The sequence below is a fragment of the Gemella parahaemolysans genome (assembly GCF_053758945.1).
In genome coordinates, this window is the sequence record NZ_JBSMTP010000014.1 from 1 (window position 1) to 17,379 (window position 17,379).

Consider the following 17,379-nt stretch of genomic DNA (forward strand, 5'->3'; position numbering starts at 1 on the left):
TGCTTATGTTTTCATTTATATACTCTAGTACGACTTTCTTTTTAAATTCAAAATTATATTTAGTCATAAAAATACCGACCTCCAAAAAGTTAGATTTTTTAGTCTAACTTTTTGGGGTCGGTACAAAAAACATATTGTAAAGTCTTTTCCTAGTTATCTTTTTTTTCGTCTTTTTTATCTGAGTTTTCCTCTTCTGTAAGTCCTGAAATTGATTTTTTAAATGATGTGAACATTTTTCCGATTGATTCTCCAAGTTCAGGTAGACGTTTAGGACCAAAGATTATTAGAGCGGCTATAATAAGTACTATAACTCCAGGTGCTCCTATATCACGTAAAAATCCCATTACTTTTCACCTCTTTTGTTGTAAATATACTTACTAATAATAATGCTAATTTCATAAATTAATATTAATGGTATTGACATAACGATATCACTAATAAAGTCAGCAGGCGTAATTACTACTGCTATTACAATTAGTATAAAATATGCATATCTTCTATTCCTAGTTAAGAAGGTAGGTGTTAATATACCTAATGATGTTAGGAATGCAACAATAACAGGAAACTCAAAAAGTATCGCTATCGGTATTGTCGTATTAATGACGAATGATAGATAGTTTTGAGCTGTTAATTGAGTATTGAATAAATCATCTCCTATAGAAAGAAGTACATTTAAGATAGCAGGAGTTACTAGAAAGAACCCGAAAGCTAATCCTACTGAAAAACAAATGAATACCGCTGGTATATAAGCTAGTAATGCACGAGCTTCTCTTTCTTCCAATGCAGGTTTTATAAATGCCCATATTTGATAACAAATAAATGGTATTGAAAATGTGAATGCACAAAGTCCTGCAAGAGTTAGATATATCCATAGTATATCATTAGGTCCAAGAACAATCAATTTATTATTAAAATTACTAGTTAAAAATTTATAAATATCCGCTGACCATAATAAACTAACTATGAAAGAGACAATAAAAAACACAAGGCTTAGTATTAGTCTCTTTCTAAGTTCGGTTAGATGATCCACGGTAGAAACTTTATCTCCATATTTCATCGTTAGTTACCTATTTATTTTTAGATTTTTCATAGAATATACTAATGGCTACAACAATAATGTAAATTAGTTGAGCTATTACTACTTCAAAACTAGGATAAATTCCTAAAATTTCGATAGTAGGTAGATAATCTATAATGTGATTTGATAGGATGTCAGTTATTTGCAAAGCATGTATACTTACTCCAAGCATTTTGAATCCTAGAATGTATATTAACCAAGATAATACTAGGAATACTTTACTAATAGGTAATTTTCCAGAAGCTTTAACCATGATTATACCGATAATTATTAAAGCGACAATAGCAAGTGCTATACCGATTAGTAGGTTAGCTGTAGTGATTAATGGCATAATACCAGCATAAAATAAAATAGTTTCTGCCCCTTCACGGAATACTGCCAGGAAGCTAAGTGTAAACATAGAAACAAAGCTTCCAGTAGAAAGTACTAGATTTAACTTTGTATCCATATATTTCTTCCATGCTTTAACAGAACTCTTACTATGTAGCCAGATTCCAATACCTATCATCATGATTACAGCAAAGATACCAACAACCCCTTCGATGATTTCACGGTTAGTACCAGATGATAGAGCAGGGAATGAGTATTTTAAAATAACGGCTGCTAGTATACTAGAAAAAATACCTACTAAGGCACCTGCATAAATCCAGATTAATCCTTTTTTCTGTTTCGCAGCTTTTAATGCACTTGCTAAAGATAAGACGATTATTAATGCTTCAATACCTTCTCGAAGTAAAATCAGCATAGAATCTATAGCAGTATAGTTAGATTTAGTATCAATTTTAGAAAGCTCTGAGATTAAGTTTTTAAGCTGGTTTTGATACTTTTCTTCACTACCCTTAACCATAATGATAGGAGTTTCGCTCTCTACTTTTGTATATAGTAAAGCGTTACGTGTACGTACTTCACCTTCAATAATAGGCCAAACTTCAATGAATTTCTTCATTTTCTGTGAACCTTGGGCTTTGTTACCTTCTTTAAAGGCTGTAAGACTATCTTCAAGAAGTTTTATCCCTTGATCAAGCGTCTTAACTTCTGAATTTTGTTCTAGTTTTTTCCCAGCAAGAAAATCATCTAGGTGAGTTTTTAAATCTGTTAAATATAACTTTGTAGTTTGATAGTCATAAGGCTCAACTTCCATAGAACTACGTAGAAATGACATTGTTGTTTCTACTTTTCCGTAGTAAGCAGGTTCAAGTGTTCTTACGATACCTTCGTTACGAACCCAAGCAGCATTATATTTAACATATTCTGCTTTCATAGTTTCAACATCTTTAGTGTTGATTGCTTTTTCTAATTTATCAAATGCAGGATAAAGTTTTGTTTTAAAAGCTTTTTTCTCTGCTTCGACGTCTAAAGGATTTTGTTCATTTTCAAAAGCAAGTAGAGCAGTTGATAATTCTCTAAGTTGCTCTTCATTAATATCATTTGATTTTAATGTTTGTTTAACTTTTTTTCCAGCTTCAGAATCTGAATTCTTCGTTGTTTCAAATTCTGCTTTAAATTCTTCAATTAATTTTTTAGCTTTGTCTTGTTCATTATTTTTTATTGCAGTATTAGCATCGGTAATTTTTATAAAAAGATTACTATATGATTCTTTTGCTACGATATTTTTTAGAAATGGTGAACTAAAACTAAAAAGTACTATAAAAGCTAAAATAATCTTAGTCAAATAGTTTTTTGCCAATATATTCACCCTCCTTAATTCCGCCAAAACATGCGAATAGACCGCTTCCGATGTGAGTTATGTATTCATTCATCTTATCTTCATTTCCTAAGCTATTTTGAATAGTAATAAATTGTTTTGGATCTTTTTGGAAAGAGATAAATAGTAAACCAGAGTCGAATTGTCCTGTAGTCTCATTTATACCGTCTGAATAAGAATAAGAACGTCTTAATAATTCTACACCAGGTTTATGTGCTAAGTGGACGTGGGAAGTTACAGGAATTAAAGGTTTCCCATCTGATCCTTTTTTATTAAGATCAATTGGGGCGAATTCATCAGTTTCACCGAAAGGAGCACCGCTATCTTTATATCTTCCAAAAGTATTTTCTTGTTCATTTAAACTTGTTCTATCCCATGTCTCAAGGTGCATTTGAATACGTCTAACAGCCATGTAGCTACCATCTTTCATCCAGTTGTCTTTATCACACCAAACAATTTTATCAAATTGGTCTTCTTTAGTTGCATTAGCAGTACCGTCTTTAAACCCAAATAGGTTACGCGGTGTTTCAAGACGATTACCGATAGCAGCAAAACCAGATTGGCTCCACTTCATAGTTACAGTAGAACGAGCCTTTCTAACTAGGTTACGTACTGCATGGAAGGCTACCTGTTCATCATCTGCACAAGCTTGAATACAAATATCTCCACCTGTATATTTTTCTTTTAATTGTTCTCTAGCGAAAGGAGGTAAGTCTTTAAATTCTTCAAGACTTTTATTCTCTAAGTTCATTTTTTTTAAGAAACTTGGACTTACTCCAAATGTCAGAGTTAAACGATAGGGATTTAACCCTACCGTTTCTCCAGTATCTTTTGGTGGTAAATAATGGTTTTTAAGGGCGGGTTCAACTAGTTCACCGTTCATTAATTTTTCACTATATTTAGTCCATTGCTTAAACATGTCGATTACATCATCACGCTTAGTTGAGTGTAAATCTAGTACGACAAAATAAACACATTTTTGCATAAGAGTAGTAATTCCAGCTTGGTGTTTACCATAGAATGTGATTTTTTCTTCTCCATCAGCTATAGCTCTGTTATTCTCAGCTTTGTTTGCGAAAAATCCACCAAGTGCAGAAGCTCCAACAACCGCACCTGCTCCAGTTATTCCTGCTTTTTTTAGGAAATCACGTCTTGTTATTTTTTTGTCAATCCATTTTTTACCAGATTCTTCCATATTACTTAGCCTCTTCGTCTAAAATTACACCCATTTGAGAAAGTGGTTCTCCTAATTTTGTTACTGCTTCAGAAAGTTCTTTAGTATTTTCTTTAGTTAAGTCAGTGTACAGTTTATAGTGTTTTTCATCAGTTTTATACTTGTTTAATAAGCTATTTATTGTAGCAAATTTTTCAGTTAAATCACTAGCTAATTTGTTATCTTTTTTCTCGATTAGAGGTTTAAAGATTTTGAAAATTTCTTCAGCACCTTCGATATTAGCTTTGAAGTCGTAAAGGTCAGTGTGAGAGTAAATTTCTTCTTCTCCTGTAATTTTTTGCGTTGCAACTTCATTAAGTAGGTCCACAGCACCAGTTACCATTAAGTCTGGAGTAACTTCAACAGTAGCAACTTTAGCTTTTAATTCTTTAATATCTTTTATTAGTTGGTCTGCGTATTCTTCAGTACCTTTAGTAGTATTTTGTTCCCACATAATTTTTTCAATTCTGTGGAATCCACGCCATCCTTCTTCTGTTTTGTTTTCTTCTAAGTAGTCAGCAAGACGGAAGTCGATATTTACATCTAGTTCACCAAAACTTTCTGCGATAGGTTCTGAACGTTCATAAGCCATACGAATAACCGGATATTGTTTCTTAGCTTCTTCAAGATTTCCAGCTTTAATAGTTTCAGCGAATTTTTCAGTGTCTTTAAGTAGAGTATCTACTTGGTTTTCTACAAATTTTTTATAAAGATCAGTAGCTTGTTTAAGCTGTTCTTTTGTATCTTTAGATGTATCAACTTGAGCAGTTTTGTTTTCTTCTTTTTTATCAGTTTTAGCAGCACATCCGCTAATAACGATAGTACCAGCCATTAGAGCCATAAATAATTTATTTTTCTTCATTAATAAATATACTCACTTTCAATTTAATCTACTATAAATTATAATCATTATCAGTTAGAAAGTAAAGTGATAAGAAACAAATTGATATAAAAAGAAAAGTTTTATAAGGTGAATAAAATTGTTTTAATGAAACTAAAAAATAGAATTTTCTTTTTTATGTATCAGATAAATGTTTAAAATAAGAGTTAATATAGTATTTTATTTTTAAAAATATATTTATATTATATAACAATATAATGAAAATATAAAAATAAATTGATTGAAAGTGGAAAATGTTTGGTGTATAATGAAAGTAGATTTTTAGTAAGCGTTATAAAAAAGCTACTAAGAACCTAAAAAATTAAGATTACATTAACTTAATGTGATACATTTAAAAAAGGAATAAAAGGCTTTATGAAACAAAAATTAAAAGTATTCGCAACATCAAAATGGTTTGATTTACTAGGGGTTGTTTTAGTAATTAGTATTGCTATTGCATCAGGTTATTTAGCAACGAGATTAGATAAATTCGTTGATTGGGGTCCATGGACTGCACTTGTACCATTTGGACTTATTTCTGTAATTAATGTTGGTATCTCAATGCTATCTACAAGATTCACAGGAAAATTAAGTAAACTTGGTAACTACTTAGGTATTATTAATGCCGTATTATCAGGAGTTATTGATTATATCCTGGGTAACAAAGCTGCGATTATCACATACCCTGTAACATTTTTAATCTATTTGGGTGCGATCTATGTATGGAATAAATCTACAGATAAACCAAATACAATGTCAAAAGCAAAATTATATACAGTTTTAACAGCAATTGCGATTCTTTCATTTGTATTCTCATATGCAACAAACTACATTGGATATCATGGTAAGATGAGTACTCTTGCATATATAACTACAATTGCATTTGCATTCTCATTAATGGGTAATGGATTAAATACATTTAAGCTAACTACACAATGGCCATTCTGGTTACTATATAATATTGTTCAACTTACAAAAGCAGTAGTTCAAGGAAACTTCGCTAACGTTGGTAAATACATCTTTTACATCATTAATAGTGTTGGAGCATTATTTGTATGGAAAGATTCTGAAGAATAAAATAAACTACAATTATAGATTTAAAGCTGTTGACGACTGCAAGGATGCGGGAGTCAACAGCTTTTTTATTTGAGGTATCCTTTAAAATTACATTATTAATACTGGTTTTTAAAAATTAAGAATGGAATCATTATTTTCGACAAAGGGAAAAAATTAATTTATTTTTTAAAATAGACAAAATATGTCCAACGTTTAATGTAAAATATGTTTATAAAATATAGTTGTTATTATTGAAAATAACAATAATAAAATTGGTTGAAAGAGGATATTTTATAATGTATAATGAAAAATAAGACTTTAAGTGGTTAATTAGAAAGAGGCGGATAATTTGAGTGATTCAAGGGATAAGAAGTTTCGTGGATTAGAAATATATGATAGACTTAGACGAGGAGAAAGGTTAGTAAAAGAAGATTTAGCTAATGAATATGGAGTTTCTCTTAAGACTATTCAAAGGGATATAGATGAATTACGTGCTTATCTTTTTGAGAAGAAAGATGAAATCGGTGAATTTGAAATAAAAGTAAAGAACAAAGAGTATATTTATACAGCTGTTAGTGAAAGTGATAATACTCTTACTCAACAGGATATTTTAGCACTTAGTAAAATTTTGCTAGAAAGTAGAGCGTTTAATAAAAAAGAGATGTCTTTATTATTAAAAAAATTACAAAATCAATTAAGTCTCGAAAGTAAGATACATGTAAGAGAGTTGATTAACAATGAAGAATTTTACTACACTGAACTTAAGCATGGAAAAGATTTACTAGAGGTATTGTGGAGTCTGTCGAATGTAATTAGAGAAACAAGAGTTATAACCTTTGATTATACTAGAATGGATAAAAAACAAACTAAAAAAGAAGTACGCCCTATTTCCATTATGTTCTCGGAATTCTATTTTTATTTAATAGCTTATGGAATAACTAATGAAGAAGATGTACCACTAGTCTTTCGAATTGATAGAATGAGTAATATTAAATATAAAGACGAAACTTTCTATATTCCATATAGAGATAGATTCGAGGACGGAGAATTTCGTAAGAGAATCCAGTTTATGTACGGAGGTAAATTAAAGAAATTTACATTTGAATTTAGTGGACCATCGCTTGAAGCAATGTTGGATAGATTACCAACAGCAAAGGTCATAAAATTAGAAGATAAAGTTCATACTATTGTGGCAGAAAGCTATGGTGATGGAATAAAGATGTGGCTAAATAGTCAAGGAGAAAATGTAAAGATAATAGAAGAGAGGGAGATATAGAGATAATATTTGTAAAATATCTAGCATTAATATGTATGGAGGAAATTAATGGATAATAAAGATGTAGTTATAGATGTAAAAGCTAAGGAAATTATAAAGGATGATGGTAATGAAATTATAGTGGAATATAGTGAAGAGAATAGTGGTTATATAGATAATGTAGGTTTAAAAAAATATTTTAATAAGAACAAAAATACTATTTTGAAAAAAATGGAAAATATACTCTATGAAGCACCAGTATTTATTAATACTTTAAAAGCTATGGTTCCTAAAGAATCTCTACAAGCTGTGCTGACAGATGATCAAAAAGAAAAATTAAAAAAGGGAGTAATAGAGTTTGTTACTAAAAAGGATGGTTCACTAATAGCTAAATTAAGAGATTCTGATACGAAAAAAATGGTTGCTAATATAGAATTAAAACAATTTAAGGAGTTCCCGAAATTAAATGAAGCCTTAGCAGATTATACTGCTCAATTAAAAATGAAGGAAATTGCCGAAGAAATTAACCAAATTAAGTTAGCGGTGGAAGAGGTGCGAGTAGGTTTAGAAAATGACAGACTAGCCTTAGCATATAGTTGTCAACAAAAACTGATTCAAGCCATGGAGATAAAAAATGAAATCTTAAAACAACAAGCATTATTAAGCGTTATACATTCTGCAGAAGATTCGAGAAATCTATTAATGCTTAGTCAAAGTTCAAATTTAAAATTTATAAGTGAACAGCCTGAAAGTACTATTGGAAAATTTATTAGAGGATCAAAACAAGAAGATATAGATATGAGAATTTCAGAAATAAGAGAAAATTTATCTGCTTTGAATATAACATCCTTAGTTTCGGCAATAGGATATCAAGTTTTAGGTGAAGAAGAATCAATGAAAAAGAGTTTAGATTATTATAGAAATTATCTAGATAAATCTTATTTTAAAGTTGAAGGATTGATTGAACGACTAGATTCTATGGACTCGTTACCTGAAAATTATTGGACGAAGAAAGTGCCAAGTTTAGAAGCTAATATTAAAGAATTATCTTATAATAGTGAAAATAAGTTATTAATTGAAGAAAAATTAGAAGATAATATATTTTGTATAGAAGGAGAATAAAGGTGTCAAAAATATGTAAAGGAAAAAATTGTAATAAATTATTAAAAGAAGGATATAAATATAATAAATGTGAAGCGTGTCGAAATAAAAACAATGGAAAAATAAAGACTATAATAAAAGGAATTACTGCAGCAGGAGTGGTAGTAGTTCAAGTAGGTCTATTAGCTTTAAACGCTAAAAATAAAGAGTAGTTTTTCCCACATTCTGTCCAACCTCTTTAATATACTAAGTATATTAAGGAGGTTTTTTATATGGATACGATTAATTTTAATACTTTAACTAATGTAGAGAGGATACTTTTAACAGCGGATTTTGATTATTATCTAAAAAAGTATAATTCTAATATTTCTAAAATTAGAAATGAGATAAATATACTACTAAAAGGAAATGAATTATCAGTTTTAGATCGTGTAAATTATGGGATTTCATTTAGTTATGATTGTGATATATATTTTAGGGAAGAGTACTTAAAAATCTTTTCTATTAAAAGGTTTTATAAGTTTTTGGGTTATAAGATATACTACAAGAATATTGTGGGGCTAGATTATAATCATAATAAAAAAGAATGTGCTATTAGATATTATAATAAGGGAAGAGTACATGAATTAAAATTTTCTGCGTATCTAGAGCAATACAAGTTATTATCAAACCTATATAAACATATTGTATGTTAATTTACTTCTAGTAAAATATGATTTTCTATGAGATAATAGTTTTATAAATCACAGAATGGGGATATTTTATATTAGAGGAGAATATATATGAAAAAAAGTATTGCTATATTTTCGAGTGTCATTGTTGCACTCATTATTTGTGCTACAGCTTACTATTTTATGTTTGGTAGTGGAAAAGATAAGAAGGTAAAAGAAGAGTATCAAAAATATGTTGATATGATTAATATCAGTCACGATTTCGAAGCTGGAGCAAAAGGCTTAGAAACTCTAACTACTGATGTTGCGCAGAAGGTTATTCCTACGATTAAAACTGATATTAAAGTTGCAAAAGAGGTTAGGAATACATCTATTAGTTTAAATGATAAAAAAATTGATGAAGCAAAAGATAGTTTAGATCGTGCTAAAAAACTTGATACAAATTCGAATTTTTCAGCCGCTATAAATTGGTTAAATTCTGATATTGAAAACTATAAGAGAGCAGAAGAAGAGATAAAAAATATTAAACTAGATGTGAACTTTAATAAGGATCTTTCTCAAATATTAGAAAAATATAAGTTCAATAATAATAGTCTAAAACAATTATTAAGTGATGCGGGTAATAAGCTTTATGATAAAGCCCAGGAAGCAGCACAAAAGGCTAAGGAACTTGCCGAAAAAGCAAGAGAGTTTGAGCGCAAGAAAAAAAGATCTGATGTTGAATTGGGTGGTCCAAATCCTGCATTATTAAATGATAGTAATTCATTGCCTGCAGATGCTCAAGGGATAGGTGGAGCAACAAGTGAAGAAGGAGCTAGAAAAATGAGCTCTGATCTTGTTAATCGATATAAAGGATATCTTCTAAAAAAATATAATGGAGAAAAAATTGAATGGTCTGTAAATGGCAAGAGCTTCAAACTTATTAAGGAAGATGGAAGTAAGATTACTTTTACTACTCAACCTCAGCTTTATAAAAAAGTAGGAAATAGATTGGTTTCTGGAGTTAATCTTAATAGTGAAGAAGGTTCTGAATTCCTATACAATACATAGAATTAATAAAAAAACTCAAGGTATGACATAATGTCGTACCTTGAGTTTTCTTTTATAGTTCTATGATATCTATATTAGCTTTTGTTTTATAAATTACATCTTTACGTTCGATAAGAATAGTTGCTTTGTCAGATAGTTCTTTATTTTCTTTAATTTTGCTTAATAGTTCACGACTTGGATTCATAGCTACTGGATTACCGACACGTCGTAGCATGTTGTAATCTCCATTAGTATCTCCATAAGCGAAAGATTGATCAAGATCGATATTGTGTTTTTCTACTAGTCTATCGATAGTTTTATTCTTGCTATCTGCATCCCACATTGGAATTACTTCACCGGTAAATTTTTCATCTTTCATAATGTATTTACTACCAATTGCAAGAAATGCATGGTGTTTTTTTCCCATGGCTTCCACAAGATAATCAGGACTTCCAGAAATAAAAATTATTAGGTGTCCATTTTTTTTATGCTCTTCTATAATATTTCGTGTGAATTTATAGACTCGATCTGCTTTTAATTTCATTACTTGTTCAGTTGCAAAATCGATATACTTTTTATGTAAACCTGTAATTGCTTGAACATAAGCTTCAGAAACACCAAACAGATAGTTATCGTAATCTTCAAAGCGCTTATCCCAATTAATATAGCTGTCTTTTACTCCATTTATCCAATAACGTTCATCTACAACTTCGTATTTTATTAATTTTTTAAAATGTTCTGTCATTAAAGAATCTCTGTAAAGAGTTCCATCAATATCAAAAAATGCAGCTATCTTTTTTTCATTCATATTTTGTCCTCCTAATTTAAAAAATGTTGTTTCTATATAGTTAAAGGGAGTGACCCAAAAATCGTGATTTCGGAGAAATTGATTTTGTCGAGTCACTCCCGCAAAGTTTATTAGAGATCTAAAAAGTTTTTATAAAATGAATTTAGATATCAATAAATCACTGCGTCTATGAATTCTTATATAGGCTATTTTAAAATTCAGAACCTTTAGAGCCAAACTTTAAAATTTCTAAAATTTTGTTGCATCAACAGAGTCAATGTATTTTTTTAGTTCTGGAACAATGTTAGAAATAGTTCCATCTTCGAATGGATTTTCTAAGTTAGCTTCCTTAACTAACTCTAAGAATGGTTTAGTTCCACCAAGTCTACATAGATGTAGATATTCTTTCCATGCATTTTCTCTATTTTCGTTAGCTTTTTTCCAGAATTGGAAAGCACAAACTTGAGCTAGAGTGTAGTCGATGTAGTAGAATGGTGCACCGAATAAGTGACCTTGTCTGTAGAAAAATAGTCCTTCATCGAGTTCAGGAATATCTTCATAGTAACGAGATGGTAAGTATTTTCTTTCGATTTCTAACCATTTCATACGACGTTCTTTTGGAGTTAGCTCTGGGTTTTCGTATACTTCATGTTGGAATTCATCAACAGTAACACCATATGGTAAGAATTTGATTGATGTTGCCATGTGGTAGTATTTGAATTTCTCTGTTTCATCTTGGAAGAATAGGTTCATCCAAGGCCAAGTTAAAAATTCCATACTCATTGAGTGAATTTCGCAAGCTTCGTATGTTGGCCAAACATAATCTGGCATATGATGTCTACTTTGGAAAACTTGGAAAGCATGTCCAGCTTCATGAGTTAGAACTGTAACGTCATGAGGTGTTTGGTTAAAGTTAGCGAAGATAAATGGTGCTTTGTAATTTGGAATAAATGTACAGTAACCACCACCAGCTTTCCCTGGCTTTGTATCTAAGTCTAATAAGTTATTTTCAGTCATAAATGTGAAGAACTCATCAGTCTCAGGTGATAATTCTTTATACATTGTTTTTGCGTAATCAACTAGTGTTGGACGATCGCCTTTTGGAGTAGGATTACCTGATTTGAATGTTACACCTTCATCGTGGAATGAAAGTTTTTCAATTCCTAGGCGATTAGCTTGAGCTTTTTTAAGTTCCTCAACTACAGGAACGATTTCCTCAAAGATTTGTTTTCTGTAGTTTGCTACGTCTTTTGCATTGTAGTCTGTTCTACGTAAGCGTAGGTAAGCAACCTCAACGAAGTTTTCGAAGCCAAGTTTTTTGGCGATACGAGTACGAACTTTAATCATGCGGTCATAGATGCTATCGTATTGTTCTAAGTTTTCTTTAAAGAATCTAGCTACAGCTTGGTTCGCTAATAGACGAGTTTCACGGTTAGCGTCTTGTGTGTATTTAGCCATACCACTTAAGTTGTGTTCACCACCATCAAATGGAATTTTAGCACTTGAAGTTAGTTTTGTATATTCTGAAGAAAGTTTGTTTTCTTCTTTTAAATCTTCAATGATTTCATCGCTAAATACTTTTAGAGAAGTTTCGATAAGATTGAAGTAATGTTCCCCAATTTCTTTTTTTAGTTCTTCTTTAAATTTCGAATTGAATATTGCTTCATCAAATTTGCTGTAAAGAGAATCTAATTCAGGACCAAATTCGTCCCAGAATTCTTGCTCAGCTTCATAAAATTTATCAGTTGTATCAATTGTTACACGAATCTCTGATAATTGTGCCATAGTACTTACATTATCACGAAGTTTATTATATTCGTTAAAAATTTCTAGTGTTTCTTCAGCACTATTTGCAGAGTTTAGTCTTTCTACTAATGTTTTTAATTGATCTTTTAATTGATCTGTATTTGGTCTTGTATATTGGTAATTTTCAAAAGTCATAATACACCCTCCTAAAAATTTCATTTATAAATTATCAATAGTAATATCATATCATGAAACAAATAAAAATACAAAAATAAATTTCAGAAAACTTTTAAATATAGAAAGAAAATTACAGTGATATTTTGTGTGAAATTAATATTAAAATACTGTAAATAAGGAAACTTTGACCTTTGACATTCTTGTTTATTTATGAAATAATTAAGTATGTACGAAGGTAACGTAATATATAATTAGAAATAAAGGAGAAAAGATTTGATTACAACAAAAGATATAATTATTGATCCACATGCAACGCTTAGAGCACGTGCTGAAGAAGTAAAAAGTCCTATCTCAGACGAAGATAAAGCTATTTTACGTGGATTATTAGAGTATGTTATTGCTTCACAAGATGATGAAAAAGCAGAAAAATTAGGACTAAAACCTGGAATAGGATTAGCTGCGCCACAAATCAACGTTTCAAAAAGAATGATTGCAGTGCACATTCCTGATGAGGAATTTCCAGAAGATACAGTTTCTTATGCACTATATAATCCAAAAATCATCTCAAACTCAGCTGCAAAATGTTATTTAGCTGGTGGAGAGGGATGTCTATCTGTAGATAAAGAAATTAAAGGATATGTTCCTCGTTATTCAAAAATTAAAGTAGTTGGTTATAATGAAAATGATGAGAAAGTTACTTTAACTTTAACAGATTTACCAGCAATTTGTTTCCAACACGAAATTGATCACTTAAATGGAGTTATGTTCTACGATCATATTAATAAAGAAAATCCATTTGATGTACCAGCTGAATACGAAAAACTATAATTAAAATATAAAATAAATACACGTAAGACAGTTAAAATGTCTTGCGTGTATTTGTCTATAATACTTCTTTTTCTTTCATATTATAATGTAGATAAGCATCAATAAAATCGATTATTTCACCATCCATTACTTTATCTACTGTAGATACTTCGTAGTTTGTTCTATGATCTTTAACCATTGTATATGGAGTAAATACATAAGAACGAATTTGTGATCCCCAACCGATATCTTTTTGTTCACCACGAATAGCGGCAAGTTCCTTTTCTTTTTCTTCTATTTCAAGTTGATATAATTTTGATTTTAAATTTTTCATCGCTGCATCTTTATTTTTTATTTGGCTACGTTCGGCTTGCGATTGAACAACGATACCTGTAGGTAGGTGAGTGATACGAACAGCAGAGTCAGTGGTATTAATATGTTGCCCACCTGCACCTTGAGCACGATAAGTATCTATTTTTAAATCTTCATTATTAATTTCAATATTAATCTCGTCATCATTAAATTCTGGAATAACATCTATTGAAGCAAATGATGTATGTCTTTTTCCCGATGGATCAAAAGGTGAAATACGAACAACTCGGTGCACTCCTTTTTCTCCTTTTAATAGACCATATGCAAAATCACCTTCAATTTTTATAGTTGCTGATTTAACTCCAGTGATATCACCAGATTGATAGTTTAAGTAGCTGTATTTTAATCCTTGTTTTGTGAAAAATCTTTCATACATACGTAACATTAATTCTGACCAGTCTGTTGCGTCAGTACCACCAGCACCGGCATGTATTTCTAAAATAGCAGTGTTGTTATCATATTCTTCTGAGAATAATAATCTAAAGCTAAAATCTTCAACGCTTGATTTAAGAGTGACTACTGTTTCTAGTAAATCTTGATAAATTTCTTCGTCATCTTCATCTTTTAAAAACTCAACCATCTCTTCAGAGTGTTCTAGATAGTCTATCATTTCACTAAATTCATCGAGTTCTTTTTTTATACTTTTTGATTCGGTAACTAATAGGCTAGCAGCATCGCTATCATTCCAAAAATCAGACTCAAGCATCATATTTTCAATTTCAGCAACTCGCTCAGTTTTATCTTCTATTTTTAATGAAGTTTTAAATTCAGTTATTTTTTTGTTAATTTCTTCGAGTTCTTTTCTAAGTTCAATAAGTTCCAAAATTTTTACCTCTATTAACTTCTTTCGTTTACTTATTATACAAGAATTTTACTGAAGATACAAGGAAGCTAGGAGAAATTACACTACTTTTTGTAAGGAGAAAGTGTTTATTAGTATAAAAGTTCTAACTAATAAACACTTTATTTACAAAATATTATTTTTTTTCAACAGCACCATTTTTCTTAAGTTCTTCTTCGATATAGTTTAATTTTCTTTCTTCATCTAAAGAAGACTTTTTGAAATGTAAGCGATCTTTATCTTTTTCGAAGTTTATTTTAGTAAAATCTAAATCCCAAGTAATAACTACTTTTCCATCTTTTTTATCAATAGCGAAAGAAAGTCCATCGATATCTTTATTCTCCTCGTTGACAGATGCCTTTATACTATTATAGGCTGCTTCTTCATCGGTTCCTAGGTCAGTGATATTAGAAATAGTTTTTAATCTATTAACAACTTCTCCTTTATAAGTTAGTGTTGTTTCATTTTCTTGATTATTTCCATATTTAGTAGTAAATACTTTTGTTTTTTCATTACTACAAGCTGTTAAAATAATAAGAAGGGATAAAAATAGGGTGCAAAGTGTGAATATTTTCTTCATAATAATAAGAAATACCTCCTGTTTTGTTGTACTATTAATTATTATATCATATTAAAATAAAGAGAGGAAGAATTTTAGAAAGCGTTATCTTTATTTTCTTAATTACTTTATTAAAGCAAGTAGAAAGAAATATATTTTTAAAATAAACGAAGAGAATACAAAAAAGGTCAAAAAAAGTCAAAAATAATTTAAAAAATCTATTGACTTATTTTGACCTTAATGATATTATTATATATGTGATTAGCAGTCAGGTAGTTAGAGTGCTAAAACACAAAATTGAAGAATAGGTGATGACAATGTTAATAGATAGACAAGTACTCATTCTTCAATCTATAGTCGAAAATTTTATTACGACTAATCAACCTGTAGGTTCTAAGCAAATTGCTCAAAATATTGATTTCAGTTCGGCAACGATAAGAAATGATATGAGTAAGTTAGAAAAAGAAGGGTTGATTAAAAAGACTCATATTTCATCAGGTCGAGTACCTTCGGAAAAAGGTTATCGCTATTATGTAGATTACATAAAAAAAGATTATGAACTATCAAATAGTGAGAATGAAAAATTAAAACAGCTTTCTGGTGGTGATATAGTCTCGGAAAATAACTATCTAGAAAAGAATGCAATAGTACTATCAGACTTAACGGATTGTACGGCGGTGATACTAGCCCCGACAAAAACGGATAGGCGTATTAATAAGATAGAGGTTATTCTTCTAAGTAGTCGTAGTATTCTCGTTATATTAGTGACAAACATAGGAGAAGTATTCCAGCAAAACTATAAACTTGATGCAGATTTCACTGCAGAAGATATAGGGGAAATTAATAAACTTCTACAAAGTTACTTTTATGATGTGGATATGGCAACAGCTCATGTAATGATTCACGGTGAGTTAGAAAAATATTTAAAGGACAAAGTTAATAATTACGATATGATAGTGGTCGCTTTAAATAGATTGTTGCAGAATAAAATTAAAAAGACTATAGCATTAGGGGGTAAGTACAATTTACTTAAACAACCCGATATAGACAATGTAGAAAAATTAAAAGAAGTAGTATCGCTCTTAGAAGATGATAAGATAGTCGAGCTTCTAGATAATAATGAAGTAACAGACAAACCATCTATTAAAATAGGAACTGAGCTTAAGCTTGGAAATATAGATGATCTTTCATTAGTGTCTAGTAGTTATAACACATCTAAAGGTCAAGGTGTAATAGCCGTGTTTGGGCCAAAGAGAATGGACTATTCAAAAATCATGACACTTATAGCTTGTGTTCGTGATAATTTAAATAATAATTTGAAATAATTAGGAGGTAGAGATGGCTACTGAAGAACAAAAAGAAACTCTACAAGAAGAAGTAACAACAGAAGAAACTGTTGAAACTGAAGAAACGACAGATTTAAAAGAAGAAGTAGTTGAAAAAACTGCAGAAGAATTACTACAAGAACAAATTGAAAAACTGCAAGAAGAAGTAAAAGCGTCAGAAGACAAATACTTACGACTTTATGCAGAGTTTGAAAACTTTAAACGACGTAAAAATCAAGAAATTGACACTATAAATGCTTATAAGAGTCAAAAAGTGATTACAGAAATCTTACCAAGTTTGGATAACCTAGAGCGTGCTTTACAAGTTGAATCAACTAATGAAGAAGTACAAACGGTTCTTAAAGGTGTACAAATGGTATATGAAGGGTTACAAGCAGCTCTTAAATCAGAAGGTGTTGAACTAGTAGAAACTGAAAATGCTCAGTTCGATCCAAACTTCCACCATGCAGTAATGCAAGGAGAAGAAAGTGATAAAGAGAGCGGAGTAATCTTAGATACATTCCAAAAAGGTTACAAACTAAAAGATAGAGTAATCAGACCAGCAATGGTTAAAGTCAATTCTTAAAGGCTACATCGTTAGCATTTCAAGTATTGTAAATACGAAGAAATGGTTACGAGGAAGCTTCTCAAAGATACTCAAAGAATAAGGAACGCAGAGACGAAATGATTGGTATATAGCCACTGCGTAGAATATTTTCAGTGTAAAGCTGAAAAGCATTTAAAAATGTAATATTAGACTTTGTTAGAGTGGAAAAA

18 protein-coding genes are annotated in these 17,379 nt (G+C 30.3%); 9 read left to right on the forward strand and 9 right to left on the reverse strand.

Annotation, left to right across the window (positions count from 1 at the left end; translation table 11 throughout):
* Nucleotides 1–149 precede the first annotated feature (149 nt).
* From ACWOBP_RS07295 to efeO, 5 genes are read right to left on the reverse strand one after another with little or no spacing between them, the layout of a single operon-like run.
* Nucleotides 150–344 (reverse strand): twin-arginine translocase TatA/TatE family subunit, encoded by a 195-nt coding sequence (locus ACWOBP_RS07295; RefSeq protein WP_294681546.1) that lies wholly within the window; start codon nucleotides 342–344, stop codon nucleotides 150–152.
* The gene (gene tatC / locus ACWOBP_RS07300) at nucleotides 344–1,057 is read right to left on the reverse strand and encodes a twin-arginine translocase subunit TatC (protein WP_294681548.1); all 714 of its coding nucleotides are present in this window, start codon (nucleotides 1,055–1,057) and stop codon (nucleotides 344–346) included. The genes ACWOBP_RS07295 and tatC overlap by 1 nt, the downstream gene beginning before the upstream one ends.
* Before the next feature lie 10 nt (nucleotides 1,058–1,067).
* The gene (locus tag ACWOBP_RS07305) at nucleotides 1,068–2,765 is read right to left on the reverse strand and encodes an FTR1 family iron permease (RefSeq protein WP_455338126.1); all 1,698 of its coding nucleotides are present in this window, start codon (nucleotides 2,763–2,765) and stop codon (nucleotides 1,068–1,070) included.
* On the reverse strand, nucleotides 2,743–3,978 hold the full coding sequence (gene efeB / locus ACWOBP_RS07310; protein WP_455338127.1) for an iron uptake transporter deferrochelatase/peroxidase subunit: 1,236 nt from the start codon (nucleotides 3,976–3,978) through the stop codon (nucleotides 2,743–2,745). The genes ACWOBP_RS07305 and efeB overlap by 23 nt, the downstream gene beginning before the upstream one ends.
* Nucleotide 3,979: 1 nt before the next feature.
* Complete coding sequence (gene efeO / locus ACWOBP_RS07315; protein ID WP_455338128.1) at nucleotides 3,980–4,858, reverse strand: iron uptake system protein EfeO; 879 nt, start codon at nucleotides 4,856–4,858, stop codon at nucleotides 3,980–3,982.
* 393 nt (nucleotides 4,859–5,251) lie between these two features.
* Here efeO and ACWOBP_RS07320 point away from each other — a divergent pair, with 393 nt between their 5' ends.
* The 6 genes from ACWOBP_RS07320 (at nucleotide 5,252) to ACWOBP_RS07345 (ending at nucleotide 10,009) form a co-directional block, all read left to right on the forward strand.
* Entirely contained in the window at nucleotides 5,252–5,953 is a 702-nt protein-coding gene (locus tag ACWOBP_RS07320; protein ID WP_455338129.1) for a nicotinamide mononucleotide transporter family protein, read from the forward strand.
* Nucleotides 5,954–6,281: 328 nt separating this feature from the next.
* Nucleotides 6,282–7,208 carry a helix-turn-helix transcriptional regulator gene (locus ACWOBP_RS07325; RefSeq protein ID WP_455338130.1) on the forward strand — a complete coding sequence of 309 codons (927 nt, stop codon included), beginning with the start codon at nucleotides 6,282–6,284 and terminating at the stop codon, nucleotides 7,206–7,208.
* A 48-nt stretch (nucleotides 7,209–7,256) separates the two neighbouring features.
* Nucleotides 7,257–8,309, forward strand: coding sequence for a hypothetical protein (locus tag ACWOBP_RS07330; protein WP_455338131.1), 1,053 nt, complete (start codon nucleotides 7,257–7,259; stop codon nucleotides 8,307–8,309).
* Between the two features lie 2 nt (nucleotides 8,310–8,311).
* Nucleotides 8,312–8,500, forward strand: coding sequence for a hypothetical protein (locus ACWOBP_RS07335; RefSeq protein WP_448912844.1), 189 nt, complete (start codon nucleotides 8,312–8,314; stop codon nucleotides 8,498–8,500).
* Nucleotides 8,501–8,560: 60 nt separating this feature from the next.
* A complete protein-coding gene (locus ACWOBP_RS07340) occupies nucleotides 8,561–8,983 on the forward strand; it encodes a hypothetical protein (protein ID WP_455338132.1) in 423 nt (140 codons plus the stop codon).
* Nucleotides 8,984–9,070: 87 nt separating this feature from the next.
* Entirely contained in the window at nucleotides 9,071–10,009 is a 939-nt protein-coding gene (locus ACWOBP_RS07345) for a hypothetical protein (protein ID WP_455338133.1), read from the forward strand.
* A 52-nt stretch (nucleotides 10,010–10,061) separates the two neighbouring features.
* Here ACWOBP_RS07345 and ACWOBP_RS07350 read toward each other — a convergent pair whose 3' ends face one another.
* Entirely contained in the window at nucleotides 10,062–10,796 is a 735-nt protein-coding gene (locus ACWOBP_RS07350) for an HAD family hydrolase (protein WP_455338134.1), read from the reverse strand.
* A gap of 228 nt (nucleotides 10,797–11,024) precedes the next feature.
* Complete coding sequence (locus ACWOBP_RS07355) at nucleotides 11,025–12,716, reverse strand: M3 family oligoendopeptidase (protein ID WP_455338135.1); 1,692 nt, start codon at nucleotides 12,714–12,716, stop codon at nucleotides 11,025–11,027.
* Between the two features lie 255 nt (nucleotides 12,717–12,971).
* Here ACWOBP_RS07355 and def point away from each other — a divergent pair, with 255 nt between their 5' ends.
* On the forward strand, nucleotides 12,972–13,526 hold the full coding sequence (def, locus tag ACWOBP_RS07360) for a peptide deformylase (protein WP_003147283.1): 555 nt from the start codon (nucleotides 12,972–12,974) through the stop codon (nucleotides 13,524–13,526).
* A 55-nt stretch (nucleotides 13,527–13,581) separates the two neighbouring features.
* Here the strand turns inward: def and prfB are convergent, their stop codons facing one another.
* Both prfB and ACWOBP_RS07370 read right to left on the reverse strand, forming a co-directional pair.
* The gene (prfB, locus tag ACWOBP_RS07365; RefSeq protein ID WP_455338136.1) at nucleotides 13,582–14,700 is read right to left on the reverse strand and encodes a peptide chain release factor 2; all 1,119 of its coding nucleotides are present in this window, start codon (nucleotides 14,698–14,700) and stop codon (nucleotides 13,582–13,584) included.
* A 154-nt stretch (nucleotides 14,701–14,854) separates the two neighbouring features.
* Nucleotides 14,855–15,298, reverse strand: coding sequence for a DUF1307 domain-containing protein (locus tag ACWOBP_RS07370; protein ID WP_455338137.1), 444 nt, complete (start codon nucleotides 15,296–15,298; stop codon nucleotides 14,855–14,857).
* Between the two features lie 296 nt (nucleotides 15,299–15,594).
* On the opposite strand from ACWOBP_RS07370, the gene hrcA reads away from it, so the two are divergent.
* Nucleotides 15,595–16,602: a heat-inducible transcriptional repressor HrcA gene (hrcA, locus tag ACWOBP_RS07375; RefSeq protein WP_455338138.1), complete on the forward strand. Its 1,008-nt coding sequence runs from the start codon at nucleotides 15,595–15,597 to the stop codon at nucleotides 16,600–16,602.
* A 13-nt stretch (nucleotides 16,603–16,615) separates the two neighbouring features.
* Nucleotides 16,616–17,188, forward strand: a complete 573-nt coding sequence (grpE, locus tag ACWOBP_RS07380; protein WP_003143977.1) for a nucleotide exchange factor GrpE — start codon at nucleotides 16,616–16,618, stop codon at nucleotides 17,186–17,188.
* Nucleotides 17,189–17,379: the final 191 nt, after the last annotated feature.

Bases quoted from the DNA above. Each gene is read 5' to 3' on its own strand.
- ACWOBP_RS07320 (WP_455338129.1), top strand. From the start codon at position 5,252: ATGAAACAAAAATTAAAAGTATTCGCAACATCAAAATGGTTTGATTTA.
- efeB (WP_455338127.1), bottom strand. From the start codon at position 3,978: ATGGAAGAATCTGGTAAAAAATGGATTGACAAAAAAATAACAAGACGT.
- hrcA (WP_455338138.1), top strand. From the start codon at position 15,595: ATGTTAATAGATAGACAAGTACTCATTCTTCAATCTATAGTCGAAAAT.
- ACWOBP_RS07370 (WP_455338137.1), bottom strand. From the start codon at position 15,298: ATGAAGAAAATATTCACACTTTGCACCCTATTTTTATCCCTTCTTATT.
- efeO (WP_455338128.1), bottom strand. From the start codon at position 4,858: ATGAAGAAAAATAAATTATTTATGGCTCTAATGGCTGGTACTATCGTT.
- ACWOBP_RS07345 (WP_455338133.1), top strand. From the start codon at position 9,071: ATGAAAAAAAGTATTGCTATATTTTCGAGTGTCATTGTTGCACTCATT.
- tatC (WP_294681548.1), bottom strand. From the start codon at position 1,057: ATGAAATATGGAGATAAAGTTTCTACCGTGGATCATCTAACCGAACTT.
- ACWOBP_RS07330 (WP_455338131.1), top strand. From the start codon at position 7,257: ATGGATAATAAAGATGTAGTTATAGATGTAAAAGCTAAGGAAATTATA.
- ACWOBP_RS07355 (WP_455338135.1), bottom strand. From the start codon at position 12,716: ATGACTTTTGAAAATTACCAATATACAAGACCAAATACAGATCAATTA.
- grpE (WP_003143977.1), top strand. From the start codon at position 16,616: ATGGCTACTGAAGAACAAAAAGAAACTCTACAAGAAGAAGTAACAACA.
- ACWOBP_RS07340 (WP_455338132.1), top strand. From the start codon at position 8,561: ATGGATACGATTAATTTTAATACTTTAACTAATGTAGAGAGGATACTT.
- ACWOBP_RS07350 (WP_455338134.1), bottom strand. From the start codon at position 10,796: ATGAATGAAAAAAAGATAGCTGCATTTTTTGATATTGATGGAACTCTT.
- ACWOBP_RS07295 (WP_294681546.1), bottom strand. From the start codon at position 344: ATGGGATTTTTACGTGATATAGGAGCACCTGGAGTTATAGTACTTATT.